Source organism: Variovorax sp. UC122_21 (genome assembly GCF_044056785.1).
GTDB lineage: Bacteria > Pseudomonadota > Gammaproteobacteria > Burkholderiales > Burkholderiaceae_C > Variovorax.
This window is the reverse complement of sequence record NZ_CP172004.1, coordinates 2,316,158-2,332,149: the sequence shown is the minus strand read 5'-3', so window position 1 is coordinate 2,332,149 and position 15,992 is coordinate 2,316,158. Positions and strand designations below refer to the sequence as shown.

The 15,992-nt window shown below is 71.0% G+C and carries 7 protein-coding genes and 6 pseudogenes; 3 read left to right on the top strand and 10 right to left on the bottom strand.

The genetic code is table 11. The features are described 5' to 3' along the window. Positions 1–131 precede the first annotated feature (131 nt). The 3 genes and pseudogenes from ACHMXE_RS23340 to ACHMXE_RS23330 form a co-directional block, all read right to left on the bottom strand. A pseudogene (locus ACHMXE_RS23340) lies at positions 132–2,945 on the bottom strand (beta strand repeat-containing protein); the annotation flags it as partial. A gap of 71 nt (positions 2,946–3,016) precedes the next feature. After that, complete coding sequence (locus tag ACHMXE_RS23335; protein WP_395351559.1) at positions 3,017–3,403, bottom strand: hypothetical protein; 387 nt, start codon at positions 3,401–3,403, stop codon at positions 3,017–3,019. A gap of 217 nt (positions 3,404–3,620) precedes the next feature. Then, positions 3,621–3,740 (bottom strand): annotated as a pseudogene (locus ACHMXE_RS23330) (autotransporter-associated beta strand repeat-containing protein); the annotation flags it as partial. A 680-nt stretch (positions 3,741–4,420) separates the two neighbouring features. Between ACHMXE_RS23330 and ACHMXE_RS23325 the strand changes: the two are divergent. Continuing rightward, positions 4,421–4,561: a hypothetical protein gene (locus ACHMXE_RS23325; protein WP_395353120.1), complete on the top strand. Its 141-nt coding sequence runs from the start codon at positions 4,421–4,423 to the stop codon at positions 4,559–4,561. Here ACHMXE_RS23325 and ACHMXE_RS23320 read toward each other — a convergent pair. The 5 genes and pseudogenes from ACHMXE_RS23320 to ACHMXE_RS23300 form a co-directional block, all read right to left on the bottom strand. Next, positions 4,561–5,040: pseudogene (locus ACHMXE_RS23320) on the bottom strand (hypothetical protein); the annotation flags it as partial. The gene ACHMXE_RS23325 and the pseudogene ACHMXE_RS23320 sit on opposite strands and share 1 nt — an antisense overlap. A gap of 7 nt (positions 5,041–5,047) precedes the next feature. Then, positions 5,048–5,326: pseudogene (locus tag ACHMXE_RS23315) on the bottom strand (hypothetical protein); the annotation flags it as partial. A gap of 20 nt (positions 5,327–5,346) precedes the next feature. Next, entirely contained in the window at positions 5,347–7,731 is a 2,385-nt protein-coding gene (locus tag ACHMXE_RS23310; RefSeq protein WP_395351557.1) for an autotransporter-associated beta strand repeat-containing protein, read from the bottom strand. Positions 7,732–7,744: 13 nt separating this feature from the next. Beyond that, positions 7,745–11,266, bottom strand: coding sequence for an autotransporter-associated beta strand repeat-containing protein (locus ACHMXE_RS23305; RefSeq protein WP_395352769.1), 3,522 nt, complete (start codon positions 11,264–11,266; stop codon positions 7,745–7,747). Between the two features lie 2 nt (positions 11,267–11,268). Next, positions 11,269–11,598: an autotransporter-associated beta strand repeat-containing protein gene (locus tag ACHMXE_RS23300; protein ID WP_395352767.1), complete on the bottom strand. Its 330-nt coding sequence runs from the start codon at positions 11,596–11,598 to the stop codon at positions 11,269–11,271. A 96-nt stretch (positions 11,599–11,694) separates the two neighbouring features. Here ACHMXE_RS23300 and ACHMXE_RS23295 point away from each other — a divergent pair, with 96 nt between their 5' ends. Then, positions 11,695–12,297 carry a hypothetical protein gene (locus ACHMXE_RS23295; RefSeq protein WP_395353118.1) on the top strand — a complete coding sequence of 201 codons (603 nt, stop codon included), beginning with the start codon at positions 11,695–11,697 and terminating at the stop codon, positions 12,295–12,297. A gap of 169 nt (positions 12,298–12,466) precedes the next feature. On the opposite strand, the pseudogene ACHMXE_RS23290 reads toward ACHMXE_RS23295, so the two are convergent. Beyond that, positions 12,467–12,580: pseudogene (locus ACHMXE_RS23290) on the bottom strand (hypothetical protein); the annotation flags it as partial. A gap of 87 nt (positions 12,581–12,667) precedes the next feature. Here ACHMXE_RS23290 and ACHMXE_RS23285 point away from each other — a divergent pair. After that, complete coding sequence (locus tag ACHMXE_RS23285; protein WP_395353116.1) at positions 12,668–13,090, top strand: hypothetical protein; 423 nt, start codon at positions 12,668–12,670, stop codon at positions 13,088–13,090. A gap of 1,030 nt (positions 13,091–14,120) precedes the next feature. Here ACHMXE_RS23285 and ACHMXE_RS23280 read toward each other — a convergent pair. After that, a pseudogene (locus ACHMXE_RS23280) lies at positions 14,121–15,947 on the bottom strand (beta strand repeat-containing protein); the annotation flags it as partial. Positions 15,948–15,992 lie beyond the last annotated feature (45 nt).

Below are 15,992 nucleotides of genomic sequence, written 5' to 3'. Positions count from 1 at the left end.
CGCGCACTGGCGATGTCGCCCGTCACGCGCAGGGTGGTGCCTTCGAGCGCGAGACCGCCCGCCGCGGCGCCGAGGTTGGCGTCCGACGCGATCTGCAGGATGCCCCCCTTGATGGTCGTGCCGCCGCTGTAGCTGTTGCTGCCGTCCAGCACCAGCGTGCCGAGGTCGTCCTTGACCAGACCGCCCGCGCCGGTGAGCGAGGACGCGATGATCGCGGTCATGCCCGTGCCGGCGTTGGTGCCATCGCCCACGCGCACGGTGGTCGCTGCATTGCCGAGCTCGATCTCGTTACCCTGCACGCGGTAGCCGTTGGTGGCGAACTGCGCACCGGTGATGCGCACCGTGCCGCCCGCGTTGCTGACCGTCACGGTGCCGGCGCTGCCGCCGAACACCGCGAACTGTCCCTGCGCCCAGGCCGCGTTGATCTTGCCGTCGGCACCGGTCCAGCCATCGCCCGGCACGCCCACGCGCCAGGTGCCGTTGCCGCCGGCCACCAGGCCGTCGTTGTACTTGCTCGCGTCGCTGCCGTCCCAGAAGTTCAGCGACAGGCCCGCGCGGTTGACCAGGTTGACCTGCTGCGCCACCGAGGTCTGCACCTGCAGATCGGCCGCCGCGCCCGGCGCCGTTCCGATGTCGAGGCCGTTGTCCGTCAGGCTGCCCGTGTAGCTGATGAGCCGGTACAGGCCCGCGCCGAAGCTGCCGCCCGTGGACTGCGCCACGTTGAGCGTGCCGTCCAGCCGCAGGTTGCCGTTGACGTTGACGAGGTCGTTGAGCGGACCGCCCACGGTGTTGGCCTGGCCCAGGTCGTAGTTGAGCACCGCGCCGTCGGCCAGGCTCAGGCTGCCGAGCGTCAGCGTGCCCACGCCCCCATTGCCGGCCGACAGCACACCGCCCTTGGCGATGTTCACGGCACCGGCGATGCTGCCATTGCCGGCCAAGGTCGCGCCGCCCTGGATCTGCACGACGCCCGTACCCGTCGCGCTGCCGCTCTTGTTGTTCGCGGCCAGCGTGCCGCCCGCCACCGTCGTGCCGCCGGTGTAGGTGTTGGCACCGCTGAGTTCGAGCGTGCCGCTGCCGACCTTCACGACCGAGCCACCGCCGCCGCTGATCGTGCCCGACACCGTCGTGCTCGTGTTCAAACCGCCCGTCGTCAGCGCCTTCGCTCCGAGGAACACCTCACCCGCGCCTTCGAGCGAGCCGATGCTCACACCCGCATTGGTGAGGCTGCCGATGCGCAACTGCCCGCCCGCGTTGTTCACCACCGTCGCCTGGTCCGCGCTCGTGCGGTCGGCCAGGTTGATCACACCGCCGTTTTCGTTGACCAGTCGTGCCTGGCCCGCGCTGGCGTCGTCGAGCAGGTCGATGCGACCGCCCGCGAAGTTCGTGATCCGAGCCTTGCCGCCCTCCGCGTTGAACCACAGCGTGGTCGAGCCACCGCGGTTCTCGATCACCGAACTGCCCGCGCTCGCGGTGTCGCGGAACTCGACCGAGGCGCCCTGGTGCGCCGTGAGGGTCGCATTGCCGGCCGAGCTGCTGTCGCGGAAAGCGACGAAGCCGCCGTTGTCGGTCGGTGCACTGCCGCGCTTGGCCAAGGTGATCGCGAGCTTGCCCGCGTCGGCCGTGTTGGTGAAGGCCAGCGAGGCATTGCCCGCCACCGACACCGCTCCCGTGCCCAGCGCGTCCGTGGCCAGGGCCTCGACCGAGCCTGCGGCGACGTCGGTGCCGCCAACGTATGCATTGGCCGCGCCGAGTTGCAGGGTGCCCGTGCCGATCTTGCGCAGGCTGCCCGCGCCGCTGACCGTTCCGTTCAACGCGACGGTCTTGTCGATGTCGAAGCTGTTGACGCCCGTGCCCAGGCTCACGGCGCGCTTGCTGGCGGTGTCGCCCGTCACATGCAGCGTCGTGCCTTCGAGCGCGAGGCCGCCCGCGGCCGCACCGAGGTTGGCATCCGATGCGATCTGCAGGATGCCGCCCTTGATGGTGGTGCCACCCGCATAGCTGTTGCTGCCGTCCAGCACCAGCGTGCCGAGGTCTTCCTTGACCAGACCGCCCGTGCCTGTCAGCGACGATGCGATGGTCGCGGTCATGTCGGCACCAGCCGCGCTGCCGTCGCCGACGCGCACGGTCGTCGCCGCAGCGCCCAGTTCGATCGCATCGCCCTGCACGCGATAACCGTTGGTGGCGAACTGCGCACCGGTGATGCGCACCGTGCCGTTGCCATCGTCCACGTCGACGGTGCCGGCGCTGCTGCCGAACACCGCGAACTGGTCTTGCACCCAGGCCGCATTGATCTTGCCCTCGGCACCGGTCCAACCGTCGCCCGGCACACCCACGCGCCAGGTGCCGTTGCCACCGGCCACCTGGCCGTCGTTGTACTTGCTCGCGTCGCCGCCGTCCCAGAAGTTCAGCGACAGGCCTGCGCGGTTCACGAGATTGACCTGTTGGGCCACCGAAGTCTGCACCTGCAGATCGGCCTTGGCGCTCGGCGCCGTACCGATGTCGAGACCGTTGTCGGTCAGACCACCGGTGTAGTTGATCAACCGGTAGATGCCCGCGCCGAACTTGCCGCCGGCCGTCTCTGCCACATTGAGCGTGCCGTCGAGTTGCAGGTTGCCATTGACGTTGACGAGGTCGTTGAGCGCACCGCCGGCAACACCGGCCTGACCCAGGTCGTAATTGAGCACCGCGCCATCGGCCAGGCTCAGACTGCCAACCGTCAACGTGCCCGCACCACCATTGCCCGCGGAAAGCACACCACCCTTGGCAACGTTCACGGCACCCGCGATGCTGCCCGTGCCCGCCAGCGTGGCACCCGACTGCACCAGCACCGCGCCCGCGCCGGTCGCGCTGCCGCTGGCATTGTTCGCGCTCAGCGTGCCGCCCGTCACCGTCGTGCCACCGGTGTAGCTGTTGGCGCCGGTGAGCGTCAGCGTCCCGCTGCCCACCTTGACGACCGAACCGCCCGCACCGCCGATCGTGCCCGATACCGTCGTGCTGGTGTTCAGCCCACCGGTGGTCAGCGCCTTGGCGCCCAGCAGCACGTTGCCCGCGCCATCAGTGCGCCGACGTTCACGCCCGTGGTCGCCTGGTCGATGCGCAGTTGCGCACCGGCCTGGTTGAGCACCTTGGCCTTGGTGGCCGATGCGTCGTCCGCGAAGGCCAGGACGCCGCCCGCGGCATTCGTGAGGGTGGACGTTCCCGCGCTTGCCTTGTCCTGGAAGCGAACGGTTCCCTGGTTGCCGATCGCGGTGGTGCCGGCGTCGAATGCGCCATCCAGTTGCAAGGTGGCGCCCGATGCCACGCTCGCCGCGCCGCTGCCAAGTGAACCGGTCACGTCCGTGGCCAGCGTGCCGACGTCGACGAAGGTGCCACCCGCGTAGTTGTTGGCCGCGCCGAGCCGCAAGGTGCCCGCGCCGATCTTGCGCAGGCTGCCCCGCGCCGCTCACTACCCCGTTGAGCGCCAACGTGCGAGCCGCGTCGATGTCGAAGCTGTTGCTGCCCGCGCCCAGGCTCACGGTGCGTGTGCCGGCGGTGTCACCCGTCACATGCAGCGCGGTGCCCTCGAGCGCGAGCCCGCCGGTGGCCGCGCCGAGATTGGCGTCGGATGCGATCTGCAGGACCCCGCCCTTGACGGTGGTTCCGCCCGCATAGCTGTTGGTGCCGTCCAGCACCAGCGTGCCCAGATCTTCCTTCACCAATCCGCCCGCGCCGCTCAGCGAAGACGCGATGGTCGCGCTCATGCCAGCACCGGCGTTCGTGCCATCGCCCACGCGCACGGTGGTGGCCGCGCTGCCGAGTTCGATCGCATCGCCCTGCAGGCGGTAGCCACCGGTAGCGAACTGCGCACCGGTGATGCGCACCGTGCCGTTGCCATCGTCCACGTCGACAGTGCCCGCGACGCCGCCGAACACCGCGAACTGGTTCTGTGCCCAGGCCGCGTTGATCTTGCCGTCCGCACCGGTCCACCCGTCGCCCGGCACGCCCACGCGCCAGGTGCCCGAGCCGCCGGCAATCTGGCCGTCGTTGTACTTGCTCGCGTCGCCGCCGTCCCAGAAGTTCAGCGACAGGCCCGCGCGATTGACCAGGTTGACTTGCTGCGCCACCGAGGTCTGCACTTGCAGGTCGGTCTTTGAACCCGGCGCCGTACCGATATCCAGGCCGCTGTCGGTCAGCCCGCCGGTGTAGTTGATCAGCCGGTAGATACCCGCGCCGAACACCCCGCCCTTCGACTGCGCCACATTGAGCGTGCCGTCGAGTTGCAGGTTGCCGTTGACATTGACCAGGTCGTTGAGCGCGCCGCCGGCAACGCCCGCCTGCCCCCAGCTCGTAGTCGAGCACCGCGCCATTGGCGAGACTCAGGCTGCCCAGCGTCAGCGTTCCCGCACCGCCATTGCCAGCCGACAACACGCCTCCCTTCGCGATGTTCACCGCCCCCGCGATGTTGCCGGTGCCGGCCAACGTCGCGCCGCCCTGGACCTGCACGGCGTCCGTGCCCGTCGCGCTGCCGCTCGCGTTGTTCGCGGCGAGCGTGCCGCCCGTCACGGTGGTGCCGCCGGTGTAGGTGTTCGCGCCCGTCAGCGTCAATGTCCCGCTGCCCACCTTGACGACCGAACCGCCCGCGCCGCCGATCGTGCCCGACAGCGTCGTGTTGGTGTTCAGTCCCCCCGTGGTCAGCGCCTTGGCGCCCAGCAGCACGTTGCCCGCGCCGCTGACCGCACCGACGTTCACACCGGTACTGGCCTGGTCGATGCGCAGTTGCGCGCCCGCCTGGTTGAGCACCGTGGCCTTGTCGGCCGAGGCGTTGCCCGCGAAGGCCAGCACGCCACCCTTGGCATTGGTGATGGTCGAGGTGCCCGCGCTCGCCTTGTCCTGGAAGCGCACGGCGCCCTGGTTGCCGATCGCGGTGGTGCCGGCGTCGAATGCGCCATCCAGTTGCAGCGTGGCACCCGAGGCCACGCTCGCCGCGCCACTGCCGAGCGCGCCAGCCACGCCGGTGGCCAACGTGCCCACATCGACGAAAAGTACCGCCCGCGTAGCCATTGGCCGCGCCGAGCCGCAAGGTGCCCGCGCCGATCTTGCGCAGGCTGCCCGCGCCGCTCACTGCGCCGTTGAGCGCCAGCGTGCGAGCCGCGTCGATGTCGAAGCTGTTGCTGCCTGTGCCCAGACTCACGGTGCGGGTGCCAGCGGTGTCGCCGGTCACGTGCAGAGTGGTGCCTTCGAGCGCGAGGCCGCCCGTGGCCGCACCGAGGTTCGCATCCGATGCGATCTGCAGGATGCCGCCCTTGATAGTGGTTCCGCCCGCATAGCTGCTGGTGCCGTCCAGCACCAGCGTGCCGAGGTCTTCCTTCACCAATCCGCCCCGCGCCAGTCAGCGAAGACGCGATGGTCGCGGTCATGCCAGCACCGGCGTTCGTGCCATCGCCCACGCGCACGGTGGTGGCCGCGCTGCCGAGCTCGATCGCATCGCCCTGCAGGCGGTAGCCGTTGGTCGCGAACTGCGCACCGGTGATGCGCACCGTGCCATTGGCATCGTCCACGTCGACAGTGCCAGCGACACCACCGAACACCGCGAACTGCCTCTGCGCCCAGGCCGCGTTGATCTTGCCGTCCGCACCGGTCCAGCCATCGCCCGGTATACCCACGCGCCAGGTGCCGCTGCCGCCGGCTACCAGGCCGTCGTTGTACCTGGTGCTGTCGCCGCCGTCCCAGAAGTTCAGCGACAGGCCCGCGCGATTGACCAGGTTGACCTGCTGGGCCACCGAGGTCTGCACCTGCAGGTCGGCCGCCGCGCCCGGTGCCGTGCCGATGTCGAGGCCGTTGTCGGTCAGGCCGCCCGTGTAGTTGATGAGCCGGTAGATGCCCGCGCCGAACTTGCCGCCGGCCGTCTCGGCCACATTGAGCGTGCCATCGAGCTGCAGGTTGCCGTTGACGTTGACGAGGTCGTTGAGCACGCCGCCTGCAACGCCCGCCTGTCCCAGGTCGTAGTTGAGCACCGCGCCATCGGCCAGGCTCAGGCCGCCCCAGCGTCAGCGTGCCCGCGCCACCATTGCCCGCGGACAGCACGCCGCCCTTGGCGACGTTCACCGTCCCCGCGATGCTGCCGGTGCCCGCCAGCGTGGCACCCGACTCCACCTGCACGGCGCCCGTGCCGGTTGCGCTGCCGCTTGCATTGTTCGCGGCCAGCGTGCCGCCCGCCACGATGGTCGCGCCGGTGTAGGTGTTCGCGCCGCTCAGCTCGAGCGCGCCATTGCCCATCTTGATGACGGAACCGCCGGCGCCGCCGATCGTGCCCGACACCGTGGTGCTGGCGTTCAGCCCACCGGTCGTCAGCGCCTTCGCGCCCAGCAGCACGTCGCCCGCGCCATCGAGTGCGCCGACGTTCACGCCCGCTGTCGACTGGTCGATGCGCAGTTGCGCGCCGGCCTGGTTGAGCACCGTGGCCTTGGTGGCCGATGCGTCGTCCGCGAAGGCCAGCACGCTGCCCTTGGCATTGGTGATGGTGGACGTGCCCGCGCTGGCCTTGTCCTGGAAGCGCACGGTGCCCTGGTTGCCGATGACCGTGGCGCCTGCGTCGAATGCGCCATCCAGTTGCAAGGTGGCGCCCGACGCCACGCTCGCCGCACCGCTGCCCAGCGAACCGGTTACGTCGGTGGCCAGCGTGCCGACATCGACGAAGGTACCGCCCGCGTAGTTGTTGGCCGCGCCGAGCCGCAAGGTGCCCGCGCCGATCTTGCGCAGGCTGCCCGGGCCGCTGACCGTGCCGTTCAGCGCGACGGTCTTGTCGGTGTCGAAGTTGTTGCTGCCAGCGCCCAGGCTCACGGCGCGCTTGCTCGCGGTGTCGCCCGTTACATGCAGCGTGGTGCCCTCGAGCGCGAGCCCGCCGACGGCCGCGCCGAGATTTGCATCGGATGCGATCTGCAGCACGCCGCCCTTGATGGTGGTACCGCCGCTGTAACTGCTGCTGCCATCGAGCACCAGCGTGCCGAGATCTTCCTTGACCAATCCGCCCGCGCCGGTCAGCGACGACGCGATGGTCGCGGTCATGCCGGCACCGGCCGCGCTGCCGTCGCCCACACGCACGGTCGTCGCAGCATTGCCCAGCTCGATCGCATCGCCCTGCACGCGATAGCCGTTGGTCGCGAACTGCGCACCGGTGATGCGCACCGTGCCGTTGTCGTCGTTGACGTCGACGGTGCCGGCGCTGCTGCCGAACACCGCGAACTGGCCCTGGGCCCAGGCCGCGTTGATCTTGCCGTCGGCACCGGTCCAGCCGTCGCCTGGAACGCCCACGCGCCAGGTGCCGTTGCCACCGGCCACCTGGCCGTCGTTGTACTTGCTTGCGTCGCCGCCGTCCCAGAAGTTCAGCGACAGGCCTGCGCGATTGACCAGGTTGACCTGCTGGGCCACCGAAGTCTGGACCTGCAGGTCGGTCTTGGCGCTCGGCGTGCTGCCGATGTCGAGACCGTTGTCGGTCAAGCCACCGGTGTAGTTGATGAGTCTGTAGATACCCGCGCCAAACACTCCGCCCTTCGACTGCGCCACATTGAGCGTGCCGTCGAGCTGCAGGTTACCGTTGACGTTGACGAGGTCGTTGAGCGCACCACCGGCAACACCGGCCTGGCCCAGGTCGTAGTTGAGCACCGCGCCATCGGCCAGGCTCAGACCGCCCAGCGTCAGCGTGCCCGCGCCACCATTGCCCGCGGACAGCACGCCGCCCTTGGCAACGTTCACCGTCCCCGCGATGCTACCGGTGCCCGCGAGCGTGGCACCCGACTGCACTTGCACCGCCCCCGCTACCGGTCGCGCTGCCGCCCGTGTTGTTCGCGGCCAGCGTGCCGCCTGCCACGGTCGTACCGCCGGTGTAGGTATTGGCTCCGCTCAGCGAGAGCGTGCCGCTGCCCACCTTGATGACAGATCCACCCGCGCCACTGACCGTGCCAGACAGCGTCGTGCTGGTGTTGAGACCGCCCGTGGTCAGCACCTTCGCGCCCAGCAGCACGTTGCCCGCACCGCTGACCGCACCGACGTTCACGCCGGTTGTCGCCTGGTCGATGCGCAGCTGCGCGCCCGACTGATTGAGCACCGTGGCCTTGTTGGCCGATGCGTCGTTCGCGAAGGCCAGCACGCCACCCTTGGCATTGGTGATCGTCGAGGTGCCCGCGTTCGTCTTGTCCTGGAAGCGCACCGTGCCTTGATTGCCGATCGCCGTGGTTCCGGCATCGAAGCCGCCATCCAGTTGCAAGGTGGCGCCCGAAGCCACGCTCGCCGCGCCGCTGCCCAGAGCGCCCGTCACGCCAGTGGCCAACGTGCCCGCGTCGACGAAGGTGCCGCCCACGTAGCCATTGGCCGCACCGAGCCGCAAGGTGCCCGCGCCGATCTTGCGGAGGCTGCCCGCGCCGCTGACCGTGCCATTCAACGCGACGGTCTTGTCGATGTCGAAGTTGTTGCTGCCTGCACCCAGGCTCACGGCGCGCGCACTGGCGGTGTCGCCCGTCACGTGCAGCGTGGTGCCTTCGAGCGCGAGCCCTCCCGCGGCCGCACCGAGGTTCGCGTCCGAAGCGATCTGCAGCACGCCGCCCTTGATGGTCGTGCCTCCGCTGTAGCCGTTGCTGCCGTCCAGTACCAGCGTGCCCAGGTCTTCCTTGACCAGGCCGCCGGTGCCGGTCACCGAGGACGCGATGGTCGCCGTCATGCCCGCGCCGGCCGCGCTGCCATCGCCCACGCGCACGGTGGTGGCCGCGCCGCCGAGTTCGATCGCATCGCCCTGCAGGCGATAGCCGCCTGTAGCGAACTGCGCACCGGTGATACGCACCGTGCCATTGCCATCGTCGACATCGACGGTGCCCGCGACACCACCGAACACCGCGAACTGGTTCTGTGCCCAGGCCGCGTTGATCTTGCCGTCCACCCCGGTCCAGCTGTCGCCCGGCACGCCCACGCGCCAGGTACCCGAGCCGCCGGCGATCTGACCGTCGTTGTATTTGCTCGCGTCGCTGCCGTCCCAGAAGTTCAGCGACAGGCCCGAGCGGTTCACGAGATTGACCTGCTGGGCCACCGAGGTCTGTACTTGCAGGTCGGTCTTCGAACCCGGCGCCGTGCCGATATCCAGGCCGTTGTCTGTCAGCCCACCCGTGTAGTTGATCAGCCTGTAGATACCCGCGCCGAACACCCCGCCCTTCGACTGCGCCACATTGAGCGTGCCATCGAGCTGCAGGTTGCCGTTGACATTGACCAGGTCGTTGAGCGCCCCACCGGCCACGCCCGCTTGTCCCAGGTCATAGTTGAGCACCGCGCCATTGGCGAGACTCAGGCTGCCGACCGTCAGCGTGCCCGCACCGCCATTACCAGCCGACAGCACACCGCCCTTGGCGATATCGACGGCGCCCGAGATGCTGCCCGTGCCCGCGAGCGTCGCACCCGACTGCACCTGCACCGCACCCGCGCCGGTCGCGCTGCCGCTCGCGTTGTTCGCGGCCAGCGTGCCGCCCGCCACCGTCGTACCGCCGGTGTAGGTGTTGGCGCCGCTCAGCGAGAGCGTGCCGCTGCCCACCTTGACGATCGAGCCACCCATGCCCGACCCGGGCTGCGCGAAGACGCTGCCCTTGTCGCTCACGACGCCCGAGATCGTGTCGCCCGCGTTCAGCCCACCGAGCGTGAGCTGCGTGGCACCCGAGCACGACCCCGCCCGCGCCCGACAGCGAACCGAGCTCGACGCCGGTCTTCGAGGTCGCGCCCGAGACATCGACCACGCCGCCCGCGGCATTGGCCAGCGTCGACTTCGCGCCGCTGGCGCCATCGAGGAACGCCACCAGGCCACCGGAGGCGTTGGCGATCTTCGCGCCGCCGGCCGTGGCGCTCCCGGCGAAGGCCAGCAGGCCCTTGTCGCCGTTGGAGATCGTCGCCGTTCCCGCGCTGGAGGCGCCGACGGAAACGAATCGCGCCGCCCGCGTTGGCGAGGGTCGCGCTGCCCGCGCTGGCGCTGGTGCCGAACCGCAGTTCGTTCGTCGTCGCCGACTGCCAGCCCTTGCCGTTGACCACGATGTTCGCGGCGGCGGCCGTCGCGGTCTGTCCGAACGCGAGCAGGTTGCCGTCGTCGCTCGAACCCGCCCGGCCGACCGCGTAGCCATTGCTGCCGCCGCTGGCCGATCCGAGCAGGGTCAACGTGGTGTCGTTGCCCTGCTGCAGCACCGCGCCGCTGCCGAGCGCGCCGCTGGCGGTGGTGGTGATGGCCGCGCCGTCGCGCAGCACCGTGCCGCCGCTGTAGCTGCCGGCCTGCGCCAGGCTCAGCGTGCCGCCCTTGCCGGTGACCGTGAGCGCGCCCTTGCCGCTGACCGCGCCGCCGATGCCGAAGCTGTTGCTGCCCAGGTCGACGGTGCCGCCGCCCGTGCCGAGCGCCACGGCGCGCGGTGCTCACGAAAGGCGCGGCGCCCGCGCCGATGCGCAGGGTGCCGCCATCGAGGCCGAGGCCCGTTCCGGCCTTGCCGAGGTTGGCGTCGGCCGTGATCTGCAGCACGCCGCCCTTGACCGTGGTGCCGCCCGCATAGCTGTTGGCGCCGCCGAGCACCAGCGTGCCCAGGTCGTCCTTCACGAGGCCGCCGGTGCCCGTGAGGGCCGCGTCGATGGTCGCGCTCATGCCCGCGCCCGCGGCGGTGCCATCGCCGACGCGGATGACGGAGCCCGCCGCGTTCATCGTCAGCGCATCGCCGCCGATGGTGTAGCCGTCGACCGCGAACTGCGCGCCGCCGATGCGCACCGCGCCGGCCGCGCCCTTGTTGTCGACCGTGACGGTGCCGGCCTTGCCGGCGAACACCGCGAAGCCGTCCTGCAACCAGGTGCCGTTGGCCAGCCCGTTGGCATCGGTCCAGTAGTCGCCCGGGCCGCCCGCGCGCCAGGTGCCCGTGCCGCCGGCGATCTTGCCGTCGTTGACGCTGGCGGCGTTGCCGCCGTCCCAGAGGTTCAGCACCAGCCCGTTGGTGTTGAGCAGGTTGACCTGGTTGGCCACCGAGGTCTGCACGAACAGCTTGCCGGTGTCGCTCGGCGCGGTGCCGATGTCCAGGCCGTTGTTGGTCAGCGTGCCCGTGTAGTTGATGAGGCGGTAGAGACCCGCGCCGAACTTGCCGCCCGCGGTCTCCGCCACGTTGAGCGTGCCGTCGAGCCGCAGGTTGCCGTTGACGTTGATCAGGTCGTTGAGCGTGCCGCCGGCCACGCCGGCCTGGCCCAGCTGGTAGTTCAGCACCGAACCCGCATTGAGGGCCAGGCCGCCCACGGTCAGCGTGCCCGCGCCATTGCCGGGGTTGCACCGCCGCCGCCGTTCGCCACCGTGACCGTGCCGGCGATGGTGCCCGTGCCGGCCAGCGTCGCGCCCGACTGCACCTGCACCGCGCCCGTGCCGGTCGCGCTGCCGCTCTTGTTGGTCACGCTCAGCGTGCCCGCGGCCACCGTCGTGCCGCCGGTGTAGCTGTTGGCGCCGCTCAGCGTGAGCGTGCCGGCGCCGACCTTGACGATCGAGCCGCCGGTGCCCGAGCCCGGCTGCGCGAATACGCTGCCCTTGTCGCTGACCACGCCCGAGAGCGTGTCGCTGCCGCCGAAGCCGCCCACGGTGAGGGCGCGTGGGCACCGAGCACCACCGCGCCCGAGCCCGAGAGCGAACCGAGTTCGACGCCGGTCGGCGCGGTCGAGCCCGAGACATCGACCGTGCCCGTCGACTTGACGACGGTGCCCGTGGTGCCCGTCGCGGTGCCGGCGAACTGCAGCATGCCGCCCTGGTTGTCGATCGCCGCCTTGGCCGCCGAGGACGCACCGATGAAGGACAGCAGGCTGTTGGCGCCGTTGGTGATCGTCGCGCTGCCCGCGCTCGACTTCGCCGCGAAGACGACCGCCGCGCCCTTGTTGTTGATCGTGGCGCTGGCGCCGACGGCGCCGTCGAGGAACTGCAGCGAGTTGCGGTCGGGGTCCTGCCAGCCCGCGCCGAACAGCGCGATCTTCGCCCGCGGCGGCCGTCGCGTTCTGCGCGAAGGCCAGCGTGTTGCCGCCCCGGCACGCCGGCCGTGCCGACGATGTAAGTCGTTGGAACCGGCGCCGCCGCCGGCGGAGAAGACGAGCGTGGTGTCGGTATCGACCTGCCGCACGTCGCCGCTGCCCAAGCGCGCCGGCGGCAAAGGCCGTGATGCCGGCGCCGCCGCGCAGCGACGGTACCGCCCGAGAAGCTGCTGGTCTTTGGAGAGCAGCAGCGTGCCGCCCTTGCCTGTGACGTCGAGCGCGCCCTTGCCGCTGACCGGACGCCGTCAGACCTCGTAGGCGTTGTTCGCCAGGTCCAGCGTGCCGCCGCCCGTGCCGAGCGCGATGTCGCGCGTGGTGCCAGTGGACCCGAGCCCGCGGCGATGGCCAGCGTGCCGCCGTCGAGCGCGAGGTCGCCGCTGGCGGCGCCGAGGTTGGCATCGGAGGAGATCCGCAGCACGCCGGCCTTCACCGTGGTGCCGCCGCTGTAGCTGTTCTTGCGGCGCTCAGCACCAGCGTGCCGCCGTCGTCCTTCACCAGGCCGCCCGGCACCGCCGATCGCGGCGGCGATGGTGGCGCTCATGCCCGTGCTCGCCGCGGTGCCGTCGCCCACGCGCACCACGGTGGCGGGCGCATTGATCGTGAGCGGGCTGCCGTTGACCGTGTAGCCGTGACCGCGAACTGCGCGCCGCCGATGCGCACCGCGCCGCCGGGGCCCTTGTTGTCGACCGTGACGGTGCCGGCCTTGCCGGTGAAGATCGCGAATCCGTCCTGCTGCCAGGTCGCGTTGAGCGTGCCGTTGACGTCGGTCCAGCTGGTCGCCGGGCGCGCCCGCGCGCCAGGTGCCCGGCCGCCGGCGATCTTGCCGTCGTTGATGTTCGCGCTGTCGGTGCCATCCCGACAGATTGAGCGTCAGGCCGTGGACGTTCAGCAGGTTGACCTGGTTCGCGATCGGCGGTCTGCACCGCAGGTTGCGCGCATCGGTGGGCGCGGTGCCGATCTCCAGGCCGTTGTCGGTCAGCGTGCCGGTGTAGTTGATGAGGCGGTAGAGGCCCCGCGCCGAACTTGCCGCCGGCCGTCTGCGCCACGTTGAGCGTGCCGTCGAGCTGCAGGTTGCCGTTGACGTTGACGAGGTCGTTGAGTGCCCCGCCGGCCACGCCGGCCTGGCCGAGGTCGTAGTTGAGCACCGCGCCGCTCGGCCAAATTCAAGCTGCCCAACGGTCAGCGTACCCGCACCGCCATTGCCGGCCGACAGCACGCCACCCTTCGCGACGTTCACCGCGCCCGCGATGCTGCCCGTGCCCGCGAGCGTCGCGCCCGACTGCACCTGCACCGCACCCGTGCCCGTGGCGCTGCCGCTCGCGTTGTTCGCGGCCAGCGTGCCGCCCGCCACCGTGGTGCCGCCGGTATAGGTGTTGGCGCCGGTCAGCGCCAGCGTTCCGCTGCCCACCTTGACCACCCGAGCCCATGCCGCGCCCGCTGCGCGATCGTGCCCGACAGGGTCGGTGCTCGGCGTTCAGCCCGCCCGTGGTCAGTGCCTTCGCGCCCAGCAGCACATCGCCCGCGCCTTCGAGCGAGCCGATGCCCACGCCCGCATTGGCCAGGCCGTCGATGCGCAGTTGCCGCCCGCGTTGTTCACCACCGTCGCCTGGTCCGCGCTCGCGCGCTCTCAGGAAGTCGATCGTTCCGCCGCTTTCGTTGACCAGCTTCGCGCCTGGCCCGCGCGTCGCCCAGTCGCCGCGCAGTTCAGTGCGACCGCCGGCGACGTTGGTGATCTGCGCCTGGCCCGCGCTGGCGGTCAAGCCGAAGGTGCTCAGGCCGCCGCGGTTCTCGATCACGGACTTGCCCGCGCTCGCGCTGTCGCGCGAATTCGACCGCGGCGCCCTGGCTTCGCCGTCGATGGTCGCTTCGCCGGCCGAGCTGCCGTTGCCGAACTGCACGAAGCCGCCCTTGTCGGCCGGCGCGCCGCCGCTCGCGGCGGCCGTGATCGCGAGCTTGCCCGCATCGGCCGTGTTGGCGAAGGCCAGCGTCGCATTGCCCGCCACCGACACCGGCCCGCTGCCGAGCGCGCCCGTCACCGTCGCATCGAGCCCACCCTCCGCGATCTCGGTGCCGCCCGTGTAGTCGTTGGCCGCGCCGAGCTGCAGCAGACCCGCGCCGGTCTTGCGCAGGCGGCCCGCGCCGCTGACCTTGCCGCCGAGGCTCAGGGTCTCGACCGGCACGACCTCGAAGGTGGCCGCACCCGCGCCCAGGCTCACGGCACGCGTGCTGGAAACGCCGGCGGCCACGCGCAGCGTGGCGCCATCCTCGAGCGCCAGGCCGCCCGTCGCCGCGCCGAGGTTGCCGTCGGATGCGATCTGCAGCACGCCGCCCTTGATGGTGGTGCCGCCGCCGTAGCTGTTGAGGCCGTCGAGCACCAGCGTGCCGAGGTCGTCCTTGACGAGGCCGCCGGTGCCGACCAGCGCGGACGCGATGGTCGCGGTCATGCCCGCGCCCGCGTTCGTGCCGTCGCCCACGCGCACCACCGTGGCCGGCGCATTGATCGTCAAGGCGTCGCCATTGATGGCGTAGCCGTCGACCGCGAACTGCGCCCCCCCGATGCGCACCGCGCCGTCGGTGCCGGTGTTGTCGACGGTGACGGCGCCGGCCGTGCCCGCGAAGACCGCGAAGCCGTCCTGGATCCAGCCCGCGTTCGCCACGCCATTGACGTCGGTCCAGTTGTCGCCCGGGCTGCCCGCGCGCCAGCTGCCCGCACCGCCCGTGATCTTGCCGTCGTTGAAGTTCGCGGGATTGCCGCCGTCCCACATGTTGAGCGCGAGGCCGCCGGTGTTGACCAGGTTGATCTGGTTGGCCAGGCCGGTCTGCAGCGCGAGATAGCCCGGCGGCGTCGGCGCGCTGCCGATGGTCATCGCGTTGGCGGTGAGCGTGCCCGTGTAGTTGATGAGCCGGTAGATGCCCGCGCCGAAATTGCCGCCGGCCGACTGGCCGACATTGAGCGTGCCGCGCAGCGAGAGGTCGCCGTTGACGTTGAGCAGGTCGTTGAGCGCGCCGCCGACGACGCCGGCCTGGCCCAGTTCCATGTCGAGCGCCGAACCCGCGGCCAGCGTGAGCGCGCCGGTGGTCAGCGTGCCCACGCCGCCATTGCCGATCGACAGCCGCGCGCCCGCCGCCACGTTCACCGGACCCGCGATCGCGCCGCTGCCCACGAGCGTCGCGCCCGACTGCACCTGCACCGCGCCCGTGCCCGTGGCGCTGCCGCTCTCGTTGTTGATGCTCAGCGTGCCGGCTGTCACCGTGGTGCCGCCGGCATAGGTGTTTGCGCCGCCGAACGTGAGCGTGTCGGTGCCCTGCTTCACGATGCCGCCGGCGCCCGAGATCGGGCCGTTGAGCGTCAGGGCCGGCCCGGAAATGGCCAGCAGGTTTGCCTTGCCGATGACGAAGGCATTGCCCAGCGTCAATGCCGCGTTGCCCGACAGCGCCGTGTTGCCCTCGATGGTCGCCACGCCTGTGCCCAGCGCGGTGTTGCTGCCGAGCACGACCGTGTTGTCGGCGAAGCGCGTGCCGCCCGCGTAGCTGTTGTTGCCGAGCAGCGAGACCTTGCCGCCGACGCCGCGCAGGTCGAGCGAGCCCGCGCCCGACACGGCGCCGTTGAAGCTCACCGCGCCCGGCGTCTGCACGCTGAGCACGCCGGTGCCGGCGCTGGTGTTCAGGCCGACCGCGTTGAGCGCGAGCGCGCCAGGGCTGGTGAGCGTCACCGCGCCGCCGATGCCGAGCGCGGCGCCGCCGATCGCATTCGCGCTCGCGGCCTGCAGCGTGCCGGCATTGGCCGTGAAGCTGCCGCTGAAGCCGCTGTTGTCGCCGCCCAGCGTGAGCGTGCCGGTGCCGCTCTTGATCAGCGTGCCGCCGCCGCTGAAGTCGCTGGCAATCGTGGTGCTGCTGTTGTCCGCCATGCGCAGCGAAGAGCCGGTCGCGAGCGCGACCTTGCTGCCCGCCAC